Source organism: Myroides odoratimimus, from assembly GCF_038039805.1.
In the GTDB taxonomy this organism is placed as follows: Bacteria; Bacteroidota; Bacteroidia; order Flavobacteriales; family Flavobacteriaceae; genus Flavobacterium; species Flavobacterium odoratimimum_B.
In genome coordinates, this window is sequence record NZ_JBBPHK010000005.1 from 12,361 (window position 1) to 27,991 (window position 15,631).

The window sequence follows — 15,631 nt, forward strand, 5'->3', positions numbered from 1 at the left end:
ATGCTAAACAAAATAATATGGAAACTATTAATTATCAACTATTTTTAAAAGAGATATTACCTTTTGATAACTATTTGTTTTATAGATCTTTAAAAGAAGAGGAGGTAGCTGAATTAGAAACTAAAATCTCAAAACCTTTACCTCCATATTACAAAGAATTTTTATTACATTTTGGATTTTATCAAGATCTCATAAAAGGATTATTTATAAATAAGAACGAATGGATAGAGCAGAATGGTTATCTAGGTGAAGTAGAAGAAAACTATGTGATGATAGGGGATAATGGAGGTGAAGACTTTTGGTTATTACGTACAGATGATACAGATGATCGAACAGTCTATAATTGGGTTGATGACGAAATAGAAGAAACTGGTTTTACTTTCGATGATCTACTTGAGAGATGTTTAAACAATTTGAAAGATGATAGCTTATTTAAATTAAGTAATGATAAAAAAGCTTTAAGAATTCACTTCATTTTACACCCTGAACAAGAGAATAAACTAAGTGAAGTCTTGGGGATAGAATATACAGGAGAGTGGATAGAAGATATTCCTAATTTTGAAGATTTGAGAGATTATTTAAAAGATCGGCAGTTAAGTGTTTATAATATTAATGCAACATTAAATGGTCAGTCTATTGAAATTAGGAAAGAGTACAATCACAAAACAAATAAAGCAGTCTATACTTTTGACTACTATGAACCTTTATCAGCATTAAGAGAAAACTCTAAAATAGATGTATATCAAGCTCTCGTAACAGAGTACTTTAATAGTTCTTCATTAAGTGTATTAGGTATTTATAATATTGACTTTACAGACTCTGTGTGGTAGAGGGGAGATTATACTTCTTGGTGCGATTTTTTATATTGTGTAGGAGTCATCTTTTTGTGCTTTTTAAAGAGTTTAGAGAGATGACTTTCATCGTTAAAACCGAGTTCAAAGGCTATTTCCTTTAATCGGGTATTACTATATTTTAGTCTAGTTTCTACTAGCTTTAGCTTATAATCTAAGATATAGTCTTGTAGTGATATCCCTGTTTGTTTTTTAAAATATTCTCCCAAATAGTTTTTAGAAATACTAAACTCATTGGCTAATGCCTCTAAAGTCAACATCTCTTTATGTCCAATGTGTTGCTGGATATACGTGATTATTTTCATAATATCTTGTGCCTTCCTATTTTCATTGACTTGTTCATAATCGTGTAGAATAAGGTTACGAGCCACAAGATTGAGCAGTATAGATATACATTGTCTTATAATTAAGTAATCTTGCGTGTGATTATTGTGTTCTCGCTGAATACTGTATAATAGTTGTTCTGCAAATATCTCGTCTTCATTGTCTTGAAATACACAGCCTGCCTTGGTATGGTAGTTATGTGTGATATAGGTTAGCTTATTGATATTATCACAAGTCTCTATGCGATCCGCTTCTGTGCGTATCTGAGTGATAAAGTTCTGAGGACATTCTATTATCAGGATTTTGCTATCTTTACTTTCAAAAGAATATTTAGTATCAAAGGGAATAATAAATAGCTTTCCTTTCTTAAAAGGAACTTGGTGGTCTTCATATTGACTCATACCTTTTCCCTTTTGTATATACACAATGGTGAGATGAGCTTTTGGTTGTATACTAAAAACGTCATCTATAAGTAGATATTCTCTGATATGAATGGGGTCGAAGGTGCTTCTATACATCATACTGTTTACTGTAAAAACCTTTTAAAGTACAAGATAATTTGTATCTAGGGTGTTTCCTTTGCAAAGGAATAAAAATAAACAATATGAATGAGTATAAAAATAGGTGGAATATTCTACGCTATTTAGTTATTGGAGCTTTTCTATCTCCTTTAGATTACTTTATTGTCAATATGGCGTTATCTGCTATTAAAGAGTCTTTTAATGCAACAGAGAACCAATTGCAAATGGTAGTGGCTATTTATGGATTGACATATGCTGCTCTAGTAGTCTGTAGTGGAAAACTTGGCGATATATATGGAAGGAGAACAGTGTTCACTACAGGACTATGGATCTTTTTATTATCTTCCTTAGCTTGTGCTTTCTCACCTACTATAGGTTGGTTAATTTTTTCTCGCTTTGTACAAGGGCTAGGAGCCTCTTTATTAGCTCCACAGGTATTAGCCTCTATTCGCATCCTTTTTGACGAATCAGAACGTGCGAAAGCTTTAGGGCTTTTTGGTTCTGTATTTGGTTTAGCAGCTATAGTAGGGCAGTTATTAGGCGGTGTATTATTAAATATACATGTATGGGGGCTGACATGGGAGATAATCTTCTTAGTGAATGTACCAGTGGCAGCCATGTGTTTATATGGTATTTATAGTCAAATGCCTAAAGAAAGAGTAGTGAAGCAAAGACTTGATTATATAGGTGTAATTCTTGTTATCAGTGCATTACTTTGTTTTATCACACCACTTATATATGGGAGAACATATCATTGGGCATGGTGGATATTTGCTATTATAGGAGGTAGTATAGCACTTGCTATAAGCTTTGTGAAGTATGAACGATATAGAGAGCAGCGCCAAAAAACAGTCTTGTTGTCCATCTCTTTATTTGGCAACAAATCCTTTGCTTATAACCTTCCTATCATCTTATTTTATAATTTTACAGCAGGGCTATTCATCTGCTATCCCTACTATTTACAGTCTTACCTTGGATGGGAAGTGTTAGCTTCAGGTATAGCTATTATACCTTATGGTATAGGTTTTTTCTTAGGGCCTATATTATTTGCTAAAATAGATAAACAAGCTTCTTTTTGGATCAGATCAGGACTATTGTTATTATTAATCTCCTTTGTAGGGTTAGGTATATTATTTAGTCAAAATGGTACACCGAATGTATTCATGCATTGCTTATTTTTATCAGCAGGACTTGGCCATGGACTATTAATGCCTGTGATGATGAAAGAGAGTATTAAGTCCATAGCAATAGATCAAGTAGGACAAGCATCAGGTATCGTAAGTACTACAATACAAGTAGGGAGTGTATTAGGAGGTGCCATTATAGGTACAATATTCTTTAGCTTAAGCGCTGTAATAGGGTACCCTAACGCATTTGCTATTGCAATATCTGTAATCGGATTAATACAGTTAATCAGCATAGGGTTTTATATAAAGAAGAACTAGGTTTTTTGTAATTTTGGTTTTTGTGATTTTGTAGTTTTGGTTAAGTAAAATTATCGATTACAACCTCACATAACAACAACTTCACAGAATCACAACCTCACAGAATCACAATCTCACAGAACAACAACTTCACAGAACAACAATCTCACAGAACAACAATCTCACAGAACAACAATCTCACAGAACAACAAACTCACAGAACAACAACTTCACAGAATCACAACCTCACAATATAACAAAATGACAAATAATTTAGAATTAGGAAAACAACAGGTAATCGACTTTCACGTTAATATACAGACTTGGTTTAACGGTACAGCAGAACATAGAGAAGCATTGTATAAAACTATAGTTACTACATTTGATCCTTCGTTTAAGATGACGAATGGAGACGGCAACTCGGTTAGTTATGATGCTTTTACACAATGGTTACCTACTGTATACGGTAAGTTTCCGACTAGACAAGTAGAGGTGAAAGAGCTAAAAGGATATGCTACTTTTAGCCATATCATCGTAGAGTATATCGAAATACAACAGACAGAGGATATCAGAACAGAGAGAGAGTCCTCAGCAGTGTTTACGTTAAAGGATCAACAAGCAATATGGTATAACTTAATAGAGCGTTGGGTTTTATAGGTTAACAGTGGACGGTTAACGGTTTACAGTTCATAGTTGTTCTGTAAACTGTTCACTGTAAACCGTCTACCGTAAACTGTATATTACTTTCTATCAAGATCTGTAATCAACAAAGGATTGTCTTGACGCAACTGTTCAAGTAGTTTCTCTGTCTCAGAAGTCTTAGGGTTTTCTAGTAAAGTATCGTACTCTTTTTGGGTAATACCAACCATTTGTAGGAACTCAACACGTCCATTAGGGGTGTCTAAAGAACCTAATTCAGGGTCTTTTACAAAAGCAATGGCTACTAAATCTGTATCATAATCTAAACGAATAGGACTATTAGTAGGGATAAAATGAAACTCTTCAAACCATTTACCTGAGCTAAATACATACTTCGCTAAGTTGTTCATAAGGTTCATTGCCCAATGAAAGTTTTCATCGCCTTGTTTCTTTAGACGCATTGTCAATTCAAAACCGTATCCACTAAAGTCATTGTCTACAGCCTCGTCATTATAATATAAGTCAGAGAATCCATAGGTAACGATATGGAAGTGGTCTGTTTGCTGATCACTGTTATATACACTTAATCCATCTAGAGGATTTTCTCCACCTAAAGAGTAAGGTAATGCATTGCCAAAGTGCTGAGGTTCTTGCTCTCCATATTGTTTTGCTAAGTGATCAGAGATAGCATCCCATCCCACTGCATCTTCTTCATTGTACTTTTGTTGGTATTCTTCTTTTGTCATTTTATACTTTTTATGAGCGTTATTTTATGCGTCTTATTGCTTAGCAAAAATAATGTTTTTGTTAAAATAAAATAGATAAAAACGGTGTGTTACAGTGGTGTAGTGTTAAAAAAGACGGCATAGCACAAAGTTGAAAGCTAAAATAAGAGATGTTATTAATAATAGAATTATCTTTAAGCATTCTAAAAAACAAGCATTAATTATATGAAAATAGCCATCGTATGCTATCCAACCTTTGGAGGTAGTGGTGTAGTAGCCACAGAATTAGGGTTGGAATTAGCGAAAAGAAATCACGAAGTGCATTTTATTACTTATAGCCAACCAGTGCGTTTAGCCTTGCTAAATCCTAATATATTTTATCACGAAGTAAATGTTCCTGAGTATCCATTGTTCCATTATCAGCCTTATGAACTTGCCTTGTCAAGTAAATTAGTGGATATGGTGAAACTATTCAAGATCGATGTACTGCATGTACACTATGCTATTCCTCACGCTTATGCAGGATATATGGCAAAGCAGATGTTGAAAGAACAAGGGATTAATCTACCGATGATTACAACATTACACGGTACAGATATTACTTTAGTAGGAAATCACCCTAACTATAAGACTGCAGTGAGCTTTAGTATCAATAATTCTGATTATGTGACTTCTGTATCTCAATCTTTAAAAGAATCTACTCATTGCCTGTTTGGTACTGAAAAGGAGATTCATGTCATTCCTAACTTTATAGAGGTGAAAGAATTAGACTGTGAAGACACACCGTGTAAGCGTAGTGCTATGGCAGATAAAGATGAGGTGATCGTAACGCATATCAGTAACTTCAGAAAGGTGAAACGCATCGAAGATGTAGTCTCTATCTTTTATGGAATCCAAAAAGAAAGACCTGCCAAACTGATGTTAGTAGGGGATGGACCTGAGAAAGAACGCGCAGAACGCCAAGCATTAGAATTGGGAATCTATGATAAGATTATCTTCTTCGGGAATAGTAATGAGATAGAGCATATCTTGTCTTATTCTGATTTATTCTTATTGCCATCAGAGACAGAGAGCTTCGGTCTAGCAGCTTTAGAAGCGATGGCGATGGGAGTACCAGTTATCTCTAGTAATACGGGAGGTCTTCCTGAGGTGAATGAGCATGGAGTATCAGGGTACCTGAGCGATGTAGGGGATGTAGAGGATATGGTAGCGAATGCATTGAAGATCGTAAAAGATCAAGATACGCTATGTGGTTTTAAAGAACGCGCAAGAGAAGTAGCGAAGAAATTCAGTATAGATAAGGTAGTACCTCTATACGAAGATATTTATCGTGCTGCGATAGAGAAGAAGTAAGAATACTTTAAATAGAAAAGGGAGTCAAGTGATTGACTCCCTTTTATTTGCTCTGTATTTTAGAGTCATCTTCTTTACCAGTATACCAAAGTACAAATACTTCTACTTAGCATAGATAACCATACTAGGGTTATATTCTTTTGTATTATATAAAGTTAACCTTTGTGCAGTATTATTGATAGGGTAAAAGAACTGGATATCTGCTACTAAAAGCTCAAATTTTTCATCCGTATCTATACAGTTACACAACCAATCCGTTTCGTTTACAATAGAATCATGTATCGAAAATTCTATATTTAGCTCTCTAAGTGGCCCTTCTTTACATAAATCATTATCGGGATGTATCGCAAAGGCTCTAATGCGTAGGAGTGCATCTGTACAACCTTTTGGGAATACCACTTGCTCTTTTGGAATAAAAGAAGGTACCTGTACTTGCAGTACTTCTTTGTCTGTGTGTTGTACAATAATTCTTTCGAGAAAAGTGTCTTTAAACAGAGCTTTTCTATTGAACTCAAAACCTTCAAGCGCTTTACAATTGACCGAAAAAATCGACCTTTGTTTAAAATCAATTTGATCCTCCTTGTGCATAATGCTCATGAGTTGTCCTAAAAAGCGAGAATGCATATAACTCTCGTGTCTTTTGTTTAAATGAATCTCAATTACTTGTCTAATAAATGAAGAGTTATGAGATACACTTCGCATTAATTTTGCATTGTGATTTTTTGACTTGTCTTGTTTTGAACGATTAGGCCTTGTTTGGAATATCTGCTTGCCTCTGTGTTCTTTTCCATAAATAGGTCCTATTATACCTACTAGGAGTTTTTTAGAATTAATTCTAGCCATAATGCTTTTGGTTTTAATAGTTGATAATAAGTGTTTTATATCAAAAACCGAGCCGAATGTTCAGCATCTGATGGTAGAATTATAGTATAGTGATCGCATTATTTTATAGCTTTATTATGTGACCACTATGCGATAACTATCCGATAAGTATGCAATCAGTGCCATTAGGAAGTGATTTATACCTATTTGTTTAAGGATGCTTCTTTATAGAAAAAAGGGCTATTCTCCTCACGAGAATAGCCCTTTTTAGAATATATAAATAACTAAGCTTCTTTTTTAGTGCTAAATATAGTAGAACCTACACTAGCGGTAATCACACAGGCTATCGAAATCCATTGTGTTAAGGTTAGGTGCTCTTTTAAGAATAGAAGACCCGACATGGCTGCAAAGGCAGGCTGTAAACTAGTAAGGATACTAAATGTCTTCGCTGGTAACTTCTTTAGAGCTACCAAATCCAGAGAGAAAGGTAAGGCACTAGATAGAATAGCCACTAGGGCACCTAGTCCTAAGCTACCCCAGGTCAACTTCTCTAGTCCTCCCATAAATAAGGCTACAGGGACTACAATAAGCGTAGCGAATACAAGACCTACTGATACTGCATGGTTTGTATTCATCTCTTTAGAGACCTTACTTCCCATCACGATATAACACGCCCAAAATACACCTGCTGTAGCGGCTAAGCCTAGTCCTATAATATCTACATTGTTAGTTTGCCAAGGAACGATTAATAATATCCCTGCACAAGCAAATAAAGCCCATACGATATCTAATACTTTTCTAGATAAGAATAGGGCTAGAAATAAAGGGCCTATAAACTCTATAGTCACTCCTAGTCCTAATGGGATGCGCTGTATGGCTAGATAGAAGATCATATTCATCAAGGCTATAGAACCTCCAAATAGGCCACAGTATAACCATTCTTTTTTAGAGAATTTCGAAATCTTCGGACGATTAATAATATTAAGGAATATAGCTGATATGCCTATTCTCAAAGCGGTTGTTCCGGTAGCTCCAACTACAGGAAATAATTGCTTGGCTACAGATGCTCCCCCTTGTACACACATCATCGAGGTTAGGGCAGCAGCAACTGAAGATGCTGTAGTGTTTTTTTTCATTTATAATGGTTAGGTAGTAGAGGCTTGTATGATGTAGTATATCTAGGTTACTAGGTATAATACCTCATATAGCGAACTTGTCTTAAGGTTAATCTCCAAAGCTATGATAATTTCTAAAACTATCAAATAGAAGTTTAAGTACTTATTTGAATTGATTTAATAAGAGAAATACTCATGTATTGAAAGGAGTAGGTAGGGATAGTATTACATAAGGTGATTTTTGATATAAAATATTTTTTTTGGGTGAAGATGAGCTTTTTTTGAGGGAATGAATATTTGGATTTTCTCACTCAAAAAAAGTAGGGTTTGGCACTTTATTGTTATGATACATAGTGTGTTATAATTAATTTAGATTTAAAATTGAAGCTATGGCAAGATATAAAGCTACAGTGATACGCACGTATAATAATGAGCAAGTTTACCTCGAAAAAGGGATGAGTGTTGATTTCGTGTCATTTGCACATCCTTGGCTAGACAATGGCAAGGTGGTACAAGAGGCATTTAGACGTGTATATGGTATTGATTTTTCTAAAGGAGGTGGTTGTAGCCCTGCCTTTATAGAAGTGGTGGAGGTGTAGTGTAATAGTGAATCACAATGTATTTAGATAAGATGAAAAACAGGATATAGATAAATAACTCCCACTTAGCGATATTTCGTAGCAAGGAAGCTGGTTTTAGAGAGTAATAAGTAGATAAAAAAGTGCAAAAAGCACTTTATAATTTGGTAGTTCAATATATAATTGTTTTCTTTGGCCTCGGTAATAGATTAAAAAAGAGCTTTTTTGGGCTGTATTTGATTGGTTATGAGAGGGAGATAGGAGCAGGGAACTAAAAATATGAAATTACCATTCTTAAGTTAGAATAATTAATTCATCTACTAAATTAATATCACAGTTAAAGCCTATCCTTATAAAGGATGGGCTTTTCTTTTATATGTGAGATTCGAAATGTTAATTTATAGGATAAGAATAAACGAAGTAGCGCGGCTTATATTGGTTTTTTATAGGTTGGTAGATTGTTGAAATGATATTCTTATAAAGGAATGATAATAATTACAGTTGTTTTATTATGTAAATAATTCTCAATGTGTGAACTTTGTGATGTTTTAACTAAAAATAGTTTAACATGAATTTGATTTGAGTTATTTTTAGCGACTATAAATGTCACTTAAACCAATATACCATACAAAATACGTGAATACAAATACTAAAATTCAGACATTATCCACTTCCACCATATTAGGGGAAGATACTTGGGATATAACTTTGTTCAAACATATTGAAAAAGGCAGAAACGATTTGTTGTCCCCACACAAGCACGATTTCTACTTTATCTTCTTCGTAGAAAAAGGAGGAGGATACCACGATATTGATTTTGAAAGAGTAAATGTAGTAGATTACCAAGTGTTTTTCTTGAGGCCACAACAAGTGCACTATTGGTTATTAGAGAATCATACAGTTGGATTTCAATTGATGTTTTCACCTACTATTTTACAATCTCTGAATACGACTTATAGTCCATTGGCTTATTTTCAATTAGGAGCACCGAATCAGATGTTGCTAACGAAGGAGAGCTTTGAGAAGTATAAGGCAGATTTAGAAGAGCTAGAAGAGCGATTAGCCAAAGATCAGATTATCGATAGAGAGATAGCTCTCCTGTCGTTTCATTTATTATTAAAATACATACACAAGGATTATTTAGACTACCACAAGGGAGTGAATCCTCATAGTATAGATAAGAATATACTTCAATTCGAAGAGTTGTTAGAAGTGCACTTTAAAGAACAAAGTAGTGTGGCATTCTATGCAGAACAATTAAAGATCACTCCGAACTATTTAAATATTCTTTGTAAAAAGGTGTTAGGAACTAATGCAGGTTCTTTAATTCAGAATAGGTTATTGTTAGAAGCAAAGAGATTATTGACTACAACGAATATTTCGATTAAGGAAATCGCCTTTTCGTTGTCCTTTAATGATACGAGTTATTTTAATAATTTCTTTAAAAAGCAATTAGGAGTTACTCCTGGCGAATTTAGAGCAAGTTATAAAAATTCCAATAATCTATAAAAATATTACAACTTCCTTTATATCAGTACTTCTATCTTTGTGTTAGTAGTTATAAGTAACGAACTTAACCTATTAAAAACCAAGAGATATGAAAATGATAAGAAGAATAGCTATATTACTTTTTATTGGCTTTATCGGAGGTGCGGCTATGGCTTGTAACTCGTCAGATGAAAGTTCAACTCATTCAAATGAAGTAGTAGATATGAAGGAAGTATCATTGTTTACGGCAATTCAGAACAATAATCTTACTGCTGTTAAACAGCTTCTGGAAAGTAAAGTAGATATCGAGCAGCGCAACGATAAAGGAGAAACTCCTCTGATGTATGCTGTATATCACAATCGAAATGTTATCGCAAAGGTTTTAATGCAAGCAGGGGCTAATGTCAATGCCCAAGACAAGATGCTTAATAGTCCTTTTTTATACGCGGGTGCAGAAGGAAATTTAGAAATAGTACAAGAAGCGCTAAAACACGGTGTAGACTTTACTGTGTTTAACCGTTATAATGGTAGTGCACTAATACCTGCTGCAGAAAAAGGTCATTTAGAGGTAGTGAAATTACTGGTTAATTATCCTAATTACCCTATCGATCATGTAAATAGACTAGGCTGGACAGCGCTGATGGAAGCGATCGTTCTTAGCAATGGTGGGGCTGTACATACCAGTATCGTGGATGAATTAATTAAAGGTGGTGTGAATGTGAATATTCCTGATGCTGATGGAGTAACACCGTTGCAACATGCTCAAAAGAGAAATTATACAGGAATGGTGAAGTTGTTAAAAGCTGCTGGTGCCAAATAAACTGTATATTCGATAGGATAGGTGTATAACAATAATAGGAAACAACAATATGATAAATAGAAAGCAATTTCTAGGATTAACAGCGGCAGCGGCCGGTGGATTATTTATTCCATCGGTAGGCTCGTCAGCGCAAGCAAGTACTGAAAGAAGTTCTGTTAAGGCAAATGAATTCGTTCTGCGCAATGTATTACTAGAAACAGGTTTTGAGTATAATGATCGAGGAGAAGTATGGCGTACTAAGACAGCATTATTCGATATACGCATTGCCAATGGAGTTGTTGTTTCTATTGATAAAGTAGGGATGTCCGATACATCAGATATTATCAGTGTAGATATGGATGGATTACTGATGTTACCTGGATTTAGAGATATGCATATACATATCGATAAAACGTTTTATGGAGAGCGCTGGTATGGAGATCCTAAACCTGGTCGATCTGTTAAAGATATGATCGATCTGGAAAGAAGAATATTACCTGATCTATTAGTTAAGTCAGTAGATAAAGCGGAAATGGCGATAGATTTAATGAATAGTCAAGGAACTTATTTTGCAAGGTGTCAGACTAATATAGATCCTACTAGTGGACTGAAGAGCCTAGAGAATCTAAAAATAGCGCTGGAGAATAAAAAAGAGGTGATGGGGAGTGAAATAGTTGCTTTTCCTCAACACGGAATTTTATATTCTGATAGTGAGGCTCTGTTAAGAGAATCAGCTCAGCTAGGAGTGGATTATATTGGAGGACTTGATCCAACTACCGTAGATGGGAATATGGAGAAGTCTTTGGACATCATGATTCAGATCGCTTTAGATTATGACAAAGGAATAGATATTCATCTTCATGAAGGAGCCAAAACAGGTATTCCTGCTATCCAATACATTTTAAAACAAGTGGAAGCTAATAAAGCCTTACAAGGGCGTACTTATATCAGTCATGGCTTCGCTCTAGGGCAGATAGATGCAAAGGAATTAGAGGAATTGTCTACACAGATGAGTATTAATGGAATAGGAGTGATCTCTACTGTACCACTAGGGCGCTCTATGATGCCTATACCTACATTCTATAAGCATAAGATGAGTGTGATGACAGGGACAGATAGTATTATAGATCATTGGCAACCATTTGGAAACTGTGATATGTTAGAAAAAGCAAAGCACTGTGCCGAGCTTTATGGATGGACAGATGAACTAAGACTGAGCCGTGCATTGCAAATAGCGACTAAGGATCAGGTGCTACCACTGAATGAGACAGGAGATCACCAATGGCCAAAAGTAGGAGATTCAGCAGACCTTGTTTTTGTGAAGGCTAGCTGTTCTGCAGAAGCAGTGGCTCGTACTCCACAGCGAGAATTTACTTTCTATAAAGGAAAGAGAGTGTACTCAAAAAAAATGACTTAGGAATCTGAGCAATAAGAGTGTTTTTTTTCATACCCAATTTTATATTTTTTTTTAAACACCAAAGACATTGCTTTTATATAAACCTGATTTGGAAAGCCCAAAAATAACAGAAGAAAATAATATTTTCTAAAGTTTAGTCCTAAAGATTTATATACTAGAATAAGCGTAAATGTTTTTGAAATTACCCCCATTAGAGACTTGTCATTAGATGAGTCTCTAATTTTTTGAAGAGAGCATAAAAAAAGGAACAGTTATAGAACTGTCCCTCTTAAAGTACATTAATATATTTACGTTATATTATTTCTTGTAAACACTTTCTTTTTTGAAGTGAACAGTCAATAAGTAATAAACTACAGCTCTGTATTTATTTCTATTTGATTGACCGTATTTGTCCATAACAGCTTGGATACCTTTATCTAACTCTGGCCCATCTTTAAGACCTAACTTTTTAATTAAAAAGTTATTTTTAACTGTAGCTAACTCAGATTCTGAAGAACCAGCAACAGTAGAAGAATCTTGGTTATAAATAGATGGTCCACATCCGATAGTTACAGCAGTTAATAAATCCATATTAGCTGTTACACCACACTTATCTTTTAAATCAGCAGCGTACTTTTGAATTAATTCGTCTCTTTTACTCATAATTTTCTTTTTTATTGAGTACAAGATACATAAAATTTCAATACGTAAGCATTAATCACTGTTAAAATTACATATTGCGAAAATAGTTGCTGAGTACCATATTATTAACCTCAGTAGGAGTGAATACTTCTAGAATAGCAGGGCCGTTATTATCTTCAAAAAACAATTGACATTGTTGCTTTAATTCCTCTTTGTTAGTCGCTGTTCGATATTTAAAATTATACATCTTCGCTAGGTGCTCAGCTGTGTGATGATGACATGTTTCAAAGTAAGTATTAAATACAGGTGTTTCTTTATGGCCTGGTAAGATTCTAAAGATACCCCCACCGCCATTGTTTAACAGTAGTATTTTAAAGTCTTTAGGAATATAATTATTCCAAAGTCCGTTACTATCATAAAGAAAACCGATATCTCCTGTGATTAATAAGGTTGGTTTCTGTGTAGCCACAGCAGCTCCTATAGCTGTAGAAGTACTTCCATCTATTCCGCTGGTACCCCTGTTACAGAAAACAGGATTAGAAGCGTCTATCTTAATCAACTGAGCATATCGTATTGCAGAACTATTACTAATTTGTAATTGGGTTCCTTTTGGCAACTGAGCAAATAAGGTTTCGAATACACTTAGATCACTAAACGGTATTGTTTTTAAATATGCTTTATGTTTCGCTAATCTAGCTGTGACAATGCTTTGCATCCAAGTGTAATAGTTAGATGCGGTATAGTGTTCAATGTTTTCTTTAATGGTCTGGAAGAAATTCTCAGGTGTATCTAATATTGCTTTGTTAAGAGCATTATACGTATCATAGTGTCTTAGGGTATCAATATGCCAATGCTGAGTAGGTTTATACTTACGCAAGAATGCTTTGATTCTCTTACTGATCACCATTCCTCCAAAAGTAATTAAAAGATCTGGCTGAAAAGCTAAGAAGTCTTCTTCTGAGAATGTCGTAATGATACGATCTATGTGTTCTACGCAATTCGGGTGGTGTAGGTTAGAGGTAGTCTCTGTCATGATAATAACAGAAGGATCATTTGCTAACCAGTCTATCACATCCTGACTTAGTGCACCAGGTGTATTGACACCTACTAAAATCAACTTCTTAGTTGCCTTTTTATAATTATCTATATATTGATCAAACTCTTTGAATTGAAGAGGTAGCGTCTCTAGGTTAATGATAGTAGGAGTAACTGTAAGTTCCTCTACAGTATTGTATAACGGTTCTTCAAAAGGAGCATTGATGTGTACAGGGCCTTTTTGGGCTATCGCTGTATTAATGGCATTGTTGATTAGAATGTCATTTTCATTATTTGCTTCTTCTGTTAGATTGGCATTGTACACGATATGATTCTCATACACATTGCGCTGTCTGATAGTCTGTCCATCTCCTATATCAATCTTAGAGGTAGGTCTATCTGCAGAGATAATAACCATGGGTATCTGACTATAAAAAGCTTCTGCTACAGCTGGATAATAGTTAAGAAGAGCTGATCCAGAAGTGCAAACTAAGGCAATAGGGAACGCTGTCTGTTGAGCAATCCCCATACCGAAAAAGGCTGCACATCGCTCATCGGCTAGACTGTAACACGTAAAAAAAGGATCACTAGCAAAGCCTATCGTTAATGGGGCATTGCGTGATCCTGGTGATATGATTATATGTTGAATATTTTTTGCTTTACAAATTTCAATAATACTTTGCGCTAGTTCTATTTGTGGATAGTTCATAATTTAAAAGTAAAACCCAAAGATACGAACAAACTCATTGTATTAGATGTGTAAAGTGACTTATTTTGCTTTAACCCAAGCTTTGATTTCTGGGTCATCTGGTAGTGTTCTAGGGTTGATTACTTTCACTAAATGACCAGTTTCGTCTATTAGATACTTTTGGAAATTCCACTGTACTTCACTGTCTTCTAGTCCATTCTTAGACTTTTTAGTTAAGAACTCATATATCGGTGCAATATCATCTCCTTTTACAGATATCTTATTCATCATCGGGAATGATACGCCATAGTTCTGCTCACAGAAAGTAGCGATTTCTTCATTACTACCAGGTTCTTGAGAACCAAAATTATTAGCCGGGAATCCAACGATTACGAAGTTATCTCCTCCGAATTCGTTATACATACTCTGAAGTTGTTTATACTGAGGAGTTAGACCACATTCAGAAGCAGTATTTACAATCATGATTTTCTTTCCTTTTAAGGTAGCGAAGTCAAATTCTTCTCCATAAAGGTCAGTAACCTTAAACTGGTAAATTGTTTTTTTGTCTTTTGGGGATTGTGTCATAATGTTTTTATTAATATTAGTATGGTGTGTGTTTGCAAAAATGGGTGTGATGGCTAAGATAGCCGCTATAACAAATAACTTTTTCATAATGATGTGAGTTTTATTGAGGTGAAATTACAAAACTGTTTTTAATTCCCTAGTTGTTTTAACGCTTAATTTGTTTTATTTAGCGTTTTAAACGCATAACATAGAGGTCTAAGCCTTTTGCCCAATAATCTTCTTGAGTTTCAATAACTTCAAAATTGTGTTTTTCAAAAAAACGATATACCACCTGAGAGGTACGCACTTGTATTGTTTTGATTCTATGATCAGGTTTTAGAATGTCTAATCTGTGTTTTAAGAGTAGAGAGCCTGCACCTTTTCGATGATAATCAGGATGTAAAAATCCCCAACTTAATGAAGCAAACTCCTTCTCGAAGTCTCTATTAATGCCTGCTGCACCTATAATTTTGCCATTGTCTAAGGCTACATAGTAGAGGTCTAGATACTGATCTAGGTATAGTGATAGGTCATCTACTTCTTCTTGTGCAAAATAAGTAGGGACGTTGAGTTGAAGGATATCGAGTAAGATTTGTTTGTCTTCTTTTTGATAAGGTCTGATTATTACACTCATATGTTTAGTAATTAGCAGTTGCAAATGTGCAAT

16 protein-coding genes are annotated in these 15,631 nt (G+C 34.7%); 8 read left to right on the forward strand and 8 right to left on the reverse strand.

Annotated features, from left to right (window positions below; genetic code table 11):
- Positions 1-17: 17 nt before the first annotated feature.
- Complete coding sequence (locus AABL85_RS05985; RefSeq protein ID WP_341309487.1) at positions 18-830, forward strand: SMI1/KNR4 family protein; 813 nt, start codon at positions 18-20, stop codon at positions 828-830.
- An 8-nt stretch (positions 831-838) separates the two neighbouring features.
- Here the strand turns inward: AABL85_RS05985 and AABL85_RS05990 are convergent, their stop codons facing one another.
- Positions 839-1,696, reverse strand: a complete 858-nt coding sequence (locus tag AABL85_RS05990; RefSeq protein WP_341309488.1) for an AraC family transcriptional regulator — start codon at positions 1,694-1,696, stop codon at positions 839-841.
- 83 nt (positions 1,697-1,779) lie between these two features.
- Between AABL85_RS05990 and AABL85_RS05995 the strand changes: the two genes are divergently transcribed.
- Positions 1,780-3,141, forward strand: coding sequence for an MFS transporter (locus AABL85_RS05995; RefSeq protein WP_341309489.1), 1,362 nt, complete (start codon positions 1,780-1,782; stop codon positions 3,139-3,141).
- Between the two features lie 240 nt (positions 3,142-3,381).
- On the forward strand, positions 3,382-3,777 hold the full coding sequence (locus tag AABL85_RS06000) for a hypothetical protein (protein ID WP_341309490.1): 396 nt from the start codon (positions 3,382-3,384) through the stop codon (positions 3,775-3,777).
- Positions 3,778-3,860: 83 nt separating this feature from the next.
- On the opposite strand, the gene AABL85_RS06005 is transcribed toward AABL85_RS06000, so the two are convergent.
- On the reverse strand, positions 3,861-4,505 hold the full coding sequence (locus AABL85_RS06005) for a suppressor of fused domain protein (RefSeq protein ID WP_341309491.1): 645 nt from the start codon (positions 4,503-4,505) through the stop codon (positions 3,861-3,863).
- 204 nt (positions 4,506-4,709) lie between these two features.
- Here AABL85_RS06005 and bshA point away from each other — a divergent pair, with 204 nt between their 5' ends.
- A complete protein-coding gene (gene bshA, locus AABL85_RS06010) occupies positions 4,710-5,837 on the forward strand; it encodes an N-acetyl-alpha-D-glucosaminyl L-malate synthase BshA (protein ID WP_341309492.1) in 1,128 nt (375 codons plus the stop codon).
- A gap of 102 nt (positions 5,838-5,939) precedes the next feature.
- On the opposite strand, the gene AABL85_RS06015 is transcribed toward bshA, so the two are convergent.
- Positions 5,940-6,680 (reverse strand): hypothetical protein, encoded by a 741-nt coding sequence (locus AABL85_RS06015; protein WP_341309493.1) that lies wholly within the window; start codon positions 6,678-6,680, stop codon positions 5,940-5,942.
- A gap of 263 nt (positions 6,681-6,943) precedes the next feature.
- Entirely contained in the window at positions 6,944-7,795 is an 852-nt protein-coding gene (locus tag AABL85_RS06020) for a DMT family transporter (protein ID WP_341309494.1), read from the reverse strand.
- A gap of 368 nt (positions 7,796-8,163) precedes the next feature.
- Between AABL85_RS06020 and AABL85_RS06025 the strand changes: the two genes are divergently transcribed.
- The 4 genes from AABL85_RS06025 (at position 8,164) to AABL85_RS06040 (ending at position 12,056) form a co-directional block, all read left to right on the forward strand.
- The gene (locus AABL85_RS06025) at positions 8,164-8,373 is read left to right on the forward strand and encodes a DUF6140 family protein (protein WP_006258313.1); all 210 of its coding nucleotides are present in this window, start codon (positions 8,164-8,166) and stop codon (positions 8,371-8,373) included.
- 582 nt (positions 8,374-8,955) lie between these two features.
- Positions 8,956-9,861 carry an AraC family transcriptional regulator gene (locus tag AABL85_RS06030; protein WP_341309495.1) on the forward strand — a complete coding sequence of 302 codons (906 nt, stop codon included), beginning with the start codon at positions 8,956-8,958 and terminating at the stop codon, positions 9,859-9,861.
- Positions 9,862-9,949: 88 nt separating this feature from the next.
- Positions 9,950-10,660 (forward strand): ankyrin repeat domain-containing protein, encoded by a 711-nt coding sequence (locus AABL85_RS06035; RefSeq protein ID WP_341309496.1) that lies wholly within the window; start codon positions 9,950-9,952, stop codon positions 10,658-10,660.
- 49 nt (positions 10,661-10,709) lie between these two features.
- Positions 10,710-12,056 carry an amidohydrolase gene (locus AABL85_RS06040; protein ID WP_341309497.1) on the forward strand — a complete coding sequence of 449 codons (1,347 nt, stop codon included), beginning with the start codon at positions 10,710-10,712 and terminating at the stop codon, positions 12,054-12,056.
- Positions 12,057-12,353: 297 nt separating this feature from the next.
- On the opposite strand, the gene AABL85_RS06045 is transcribed toward AABL85_RS06040, so the two are convergent.
- The 4 genes from AABL85_RS06045 to AABL85_RS06060 all read right to left on the reverse strand — a co-directional run bounded on the left by AABL85_RS06045 (position 12,354) and on the right by AABL85_RS06060 (position 15,598).
- Positions 12,354-12,698 carry a DUF2853 family protein gene (locus AABL85_RS06045; protein WP_006258306.1) on the reverse strand — a complete coding sequence of 115 codons (345 nt, stop codon included), beginning with the start codon at positions 12,696-12,698 and terminating at the stop codon, positions 12,354-12,356.
- 67 nt (positions 12,699-12,765) lie between these two features.
- Positions 12,766-14,421: a 2-succinyl-5-enolpyruvyl-6-hydroxy-3-cyclohexene-1-carboxylic-acid synthase gene (menD, locus tag AABL85_RS06050; protein ID WP_341309498.1), complete on the reverse strand. Its 1,656-nt coding sequence runs from the start codon at positions 14,419-14,421 to the stop codon at positions 12,766-12,768.
- A gap of 60 nt (positions 14,422-14,481) precedes the next feature.
- Entirely contained in the window at positions 14,482-15,072 is a 591-nt protein-coding gene (locus tag AABL85_RS06055; RefSeq protein WP_341309499.1) for a glutathione peroxidase, read from the reverse strand.
- A 79-nt stretch (positions 15,073-15,151) separates the two neighbouring features.
- Complete coding sequence (locus AABL85_RS06060) at positions 15,152-15,598, reverse strand: GNAT family N-acetyltransferase (RefSeq protein ID WP_341309500.1); 447 nt, start codon at positions 15,596-15,598, stop codon at positions 15,152-15,154.
- Positions 15,599-15,631 lie beyond the last annotated feature (33 nt).

Excerpts from the sequence above, each read along its gene's own strand:
- AABL85_RS05985 (WP_341309487.1), top strand. The coding sequence starts at position 18 with ATGGAAACTATTAATTATCAACTATTTTTAAAAGAGATATTACCTTTT.
- AABL85_RS05990 (WP_341309488.1), bottom strand. The coding sequence starts at position 1,696 with ATGATGTATAGAAGCACCTTCGACCCCATTCATATCAGAGAATATCTA.
- AABL85_RS05995 (WP_341309489.1), top strand. The coding sequence starts at position 1,780 with ATGAATGAGTATAAAAATAGGTGGAATATTCTACGCTATTTAGTTATT.
- AABL85_RS06000 (WP_341309490.1), top strand. The coding sequence starts at position 3,382 with ATGACAAATAATTTAGAATTAGGAAAACAACAGGTAATCGACTTTCAC.
- AABL85_RS06005 (WP_341309491.1), bottom strand. The coding sequence starts at position 4,505 with ATGACAAAAGAAGAATACCAACAAAAGTACAATGAAGAAGATGCAGTG.
- bshA (WP_341309492.1), top strand. The coding sequence starts at position 4,710 with ATGAAAATAGCCATCGTATGCTATCCAACCTTTGGAGGTAGTGGTGTA.
- AABL85_RS06015 (WP_341309493.1), bottom strand. The coding sequence starts at position 6,680 with ATGGCTAGAATTAATTCTAAAAAACTCCTAGTAGGTATAATAGGACCT.
- AABL85_RS06020 (WP_341309494.1), bottom strand. The coding sequence starts at position 7,795 with ATGAAAAAAAACACTACAGCATCTTCAGTTGCTGCTGCCCTAACCTCG.
- AABL85_RS06025 (WP_006258313.1), top strand. The coding sequence starts at position 8,164 with ATGGCAAGATATAAAGCTACAGTGATACGCACGTATAATAATGAGCAA.
- AABL85_RS06030 (WP_341309495.1), top strand. The coding sequence starts at position 8,956 with ATGTCACTTAAACCAATATACCATACAAAATACGTGAATACAAATACT.
- AABL85_RS06035 (WP_341309496.1), top strand. The coding sequence starts at position 9,950 with ATGAAAATGATAAGAAGAATAGCTATATTACTTTTTATTGGCTTTATC.
- AABL85_RS06040 (WP_341309497.1), top strand. The coding sequence starts at position 10,710 with ATGATAAATAGAAAGCAATTTCTAGGATTAACAGCGGCAGCGGCCGGT.
- AABL85_RS06045 (WP_006258306.1), bottom strand. The coding sequence starts at position 12,698 with ATGAGTAAAAGAGACGAATTAATTCAAAAGTACGCTGCTGATTTAAAA.
- menD (WP_341309498.1), bottom strand. The coding sequence starts at position 14,421 with ATGAACTATCCACAAATAGAACTAGCGCAAAGTATTATTGAAATTTGT.
- AABL85_RS06055 (WP_341309499.1), bottom strand. The coding sequence starts at position 15,072 with ATGAAAAAGTTATTTGTTATAGCGGCTATCTTAGCCATCACACCCATT.
- AABL85_RS06060 (WP_341309500.1), bottom strand. The coding sequence starts at position 15,598 with ATGAGTGTAATAATCAGACCTTATCAAAAAGAAGACAAACAAATCTTA.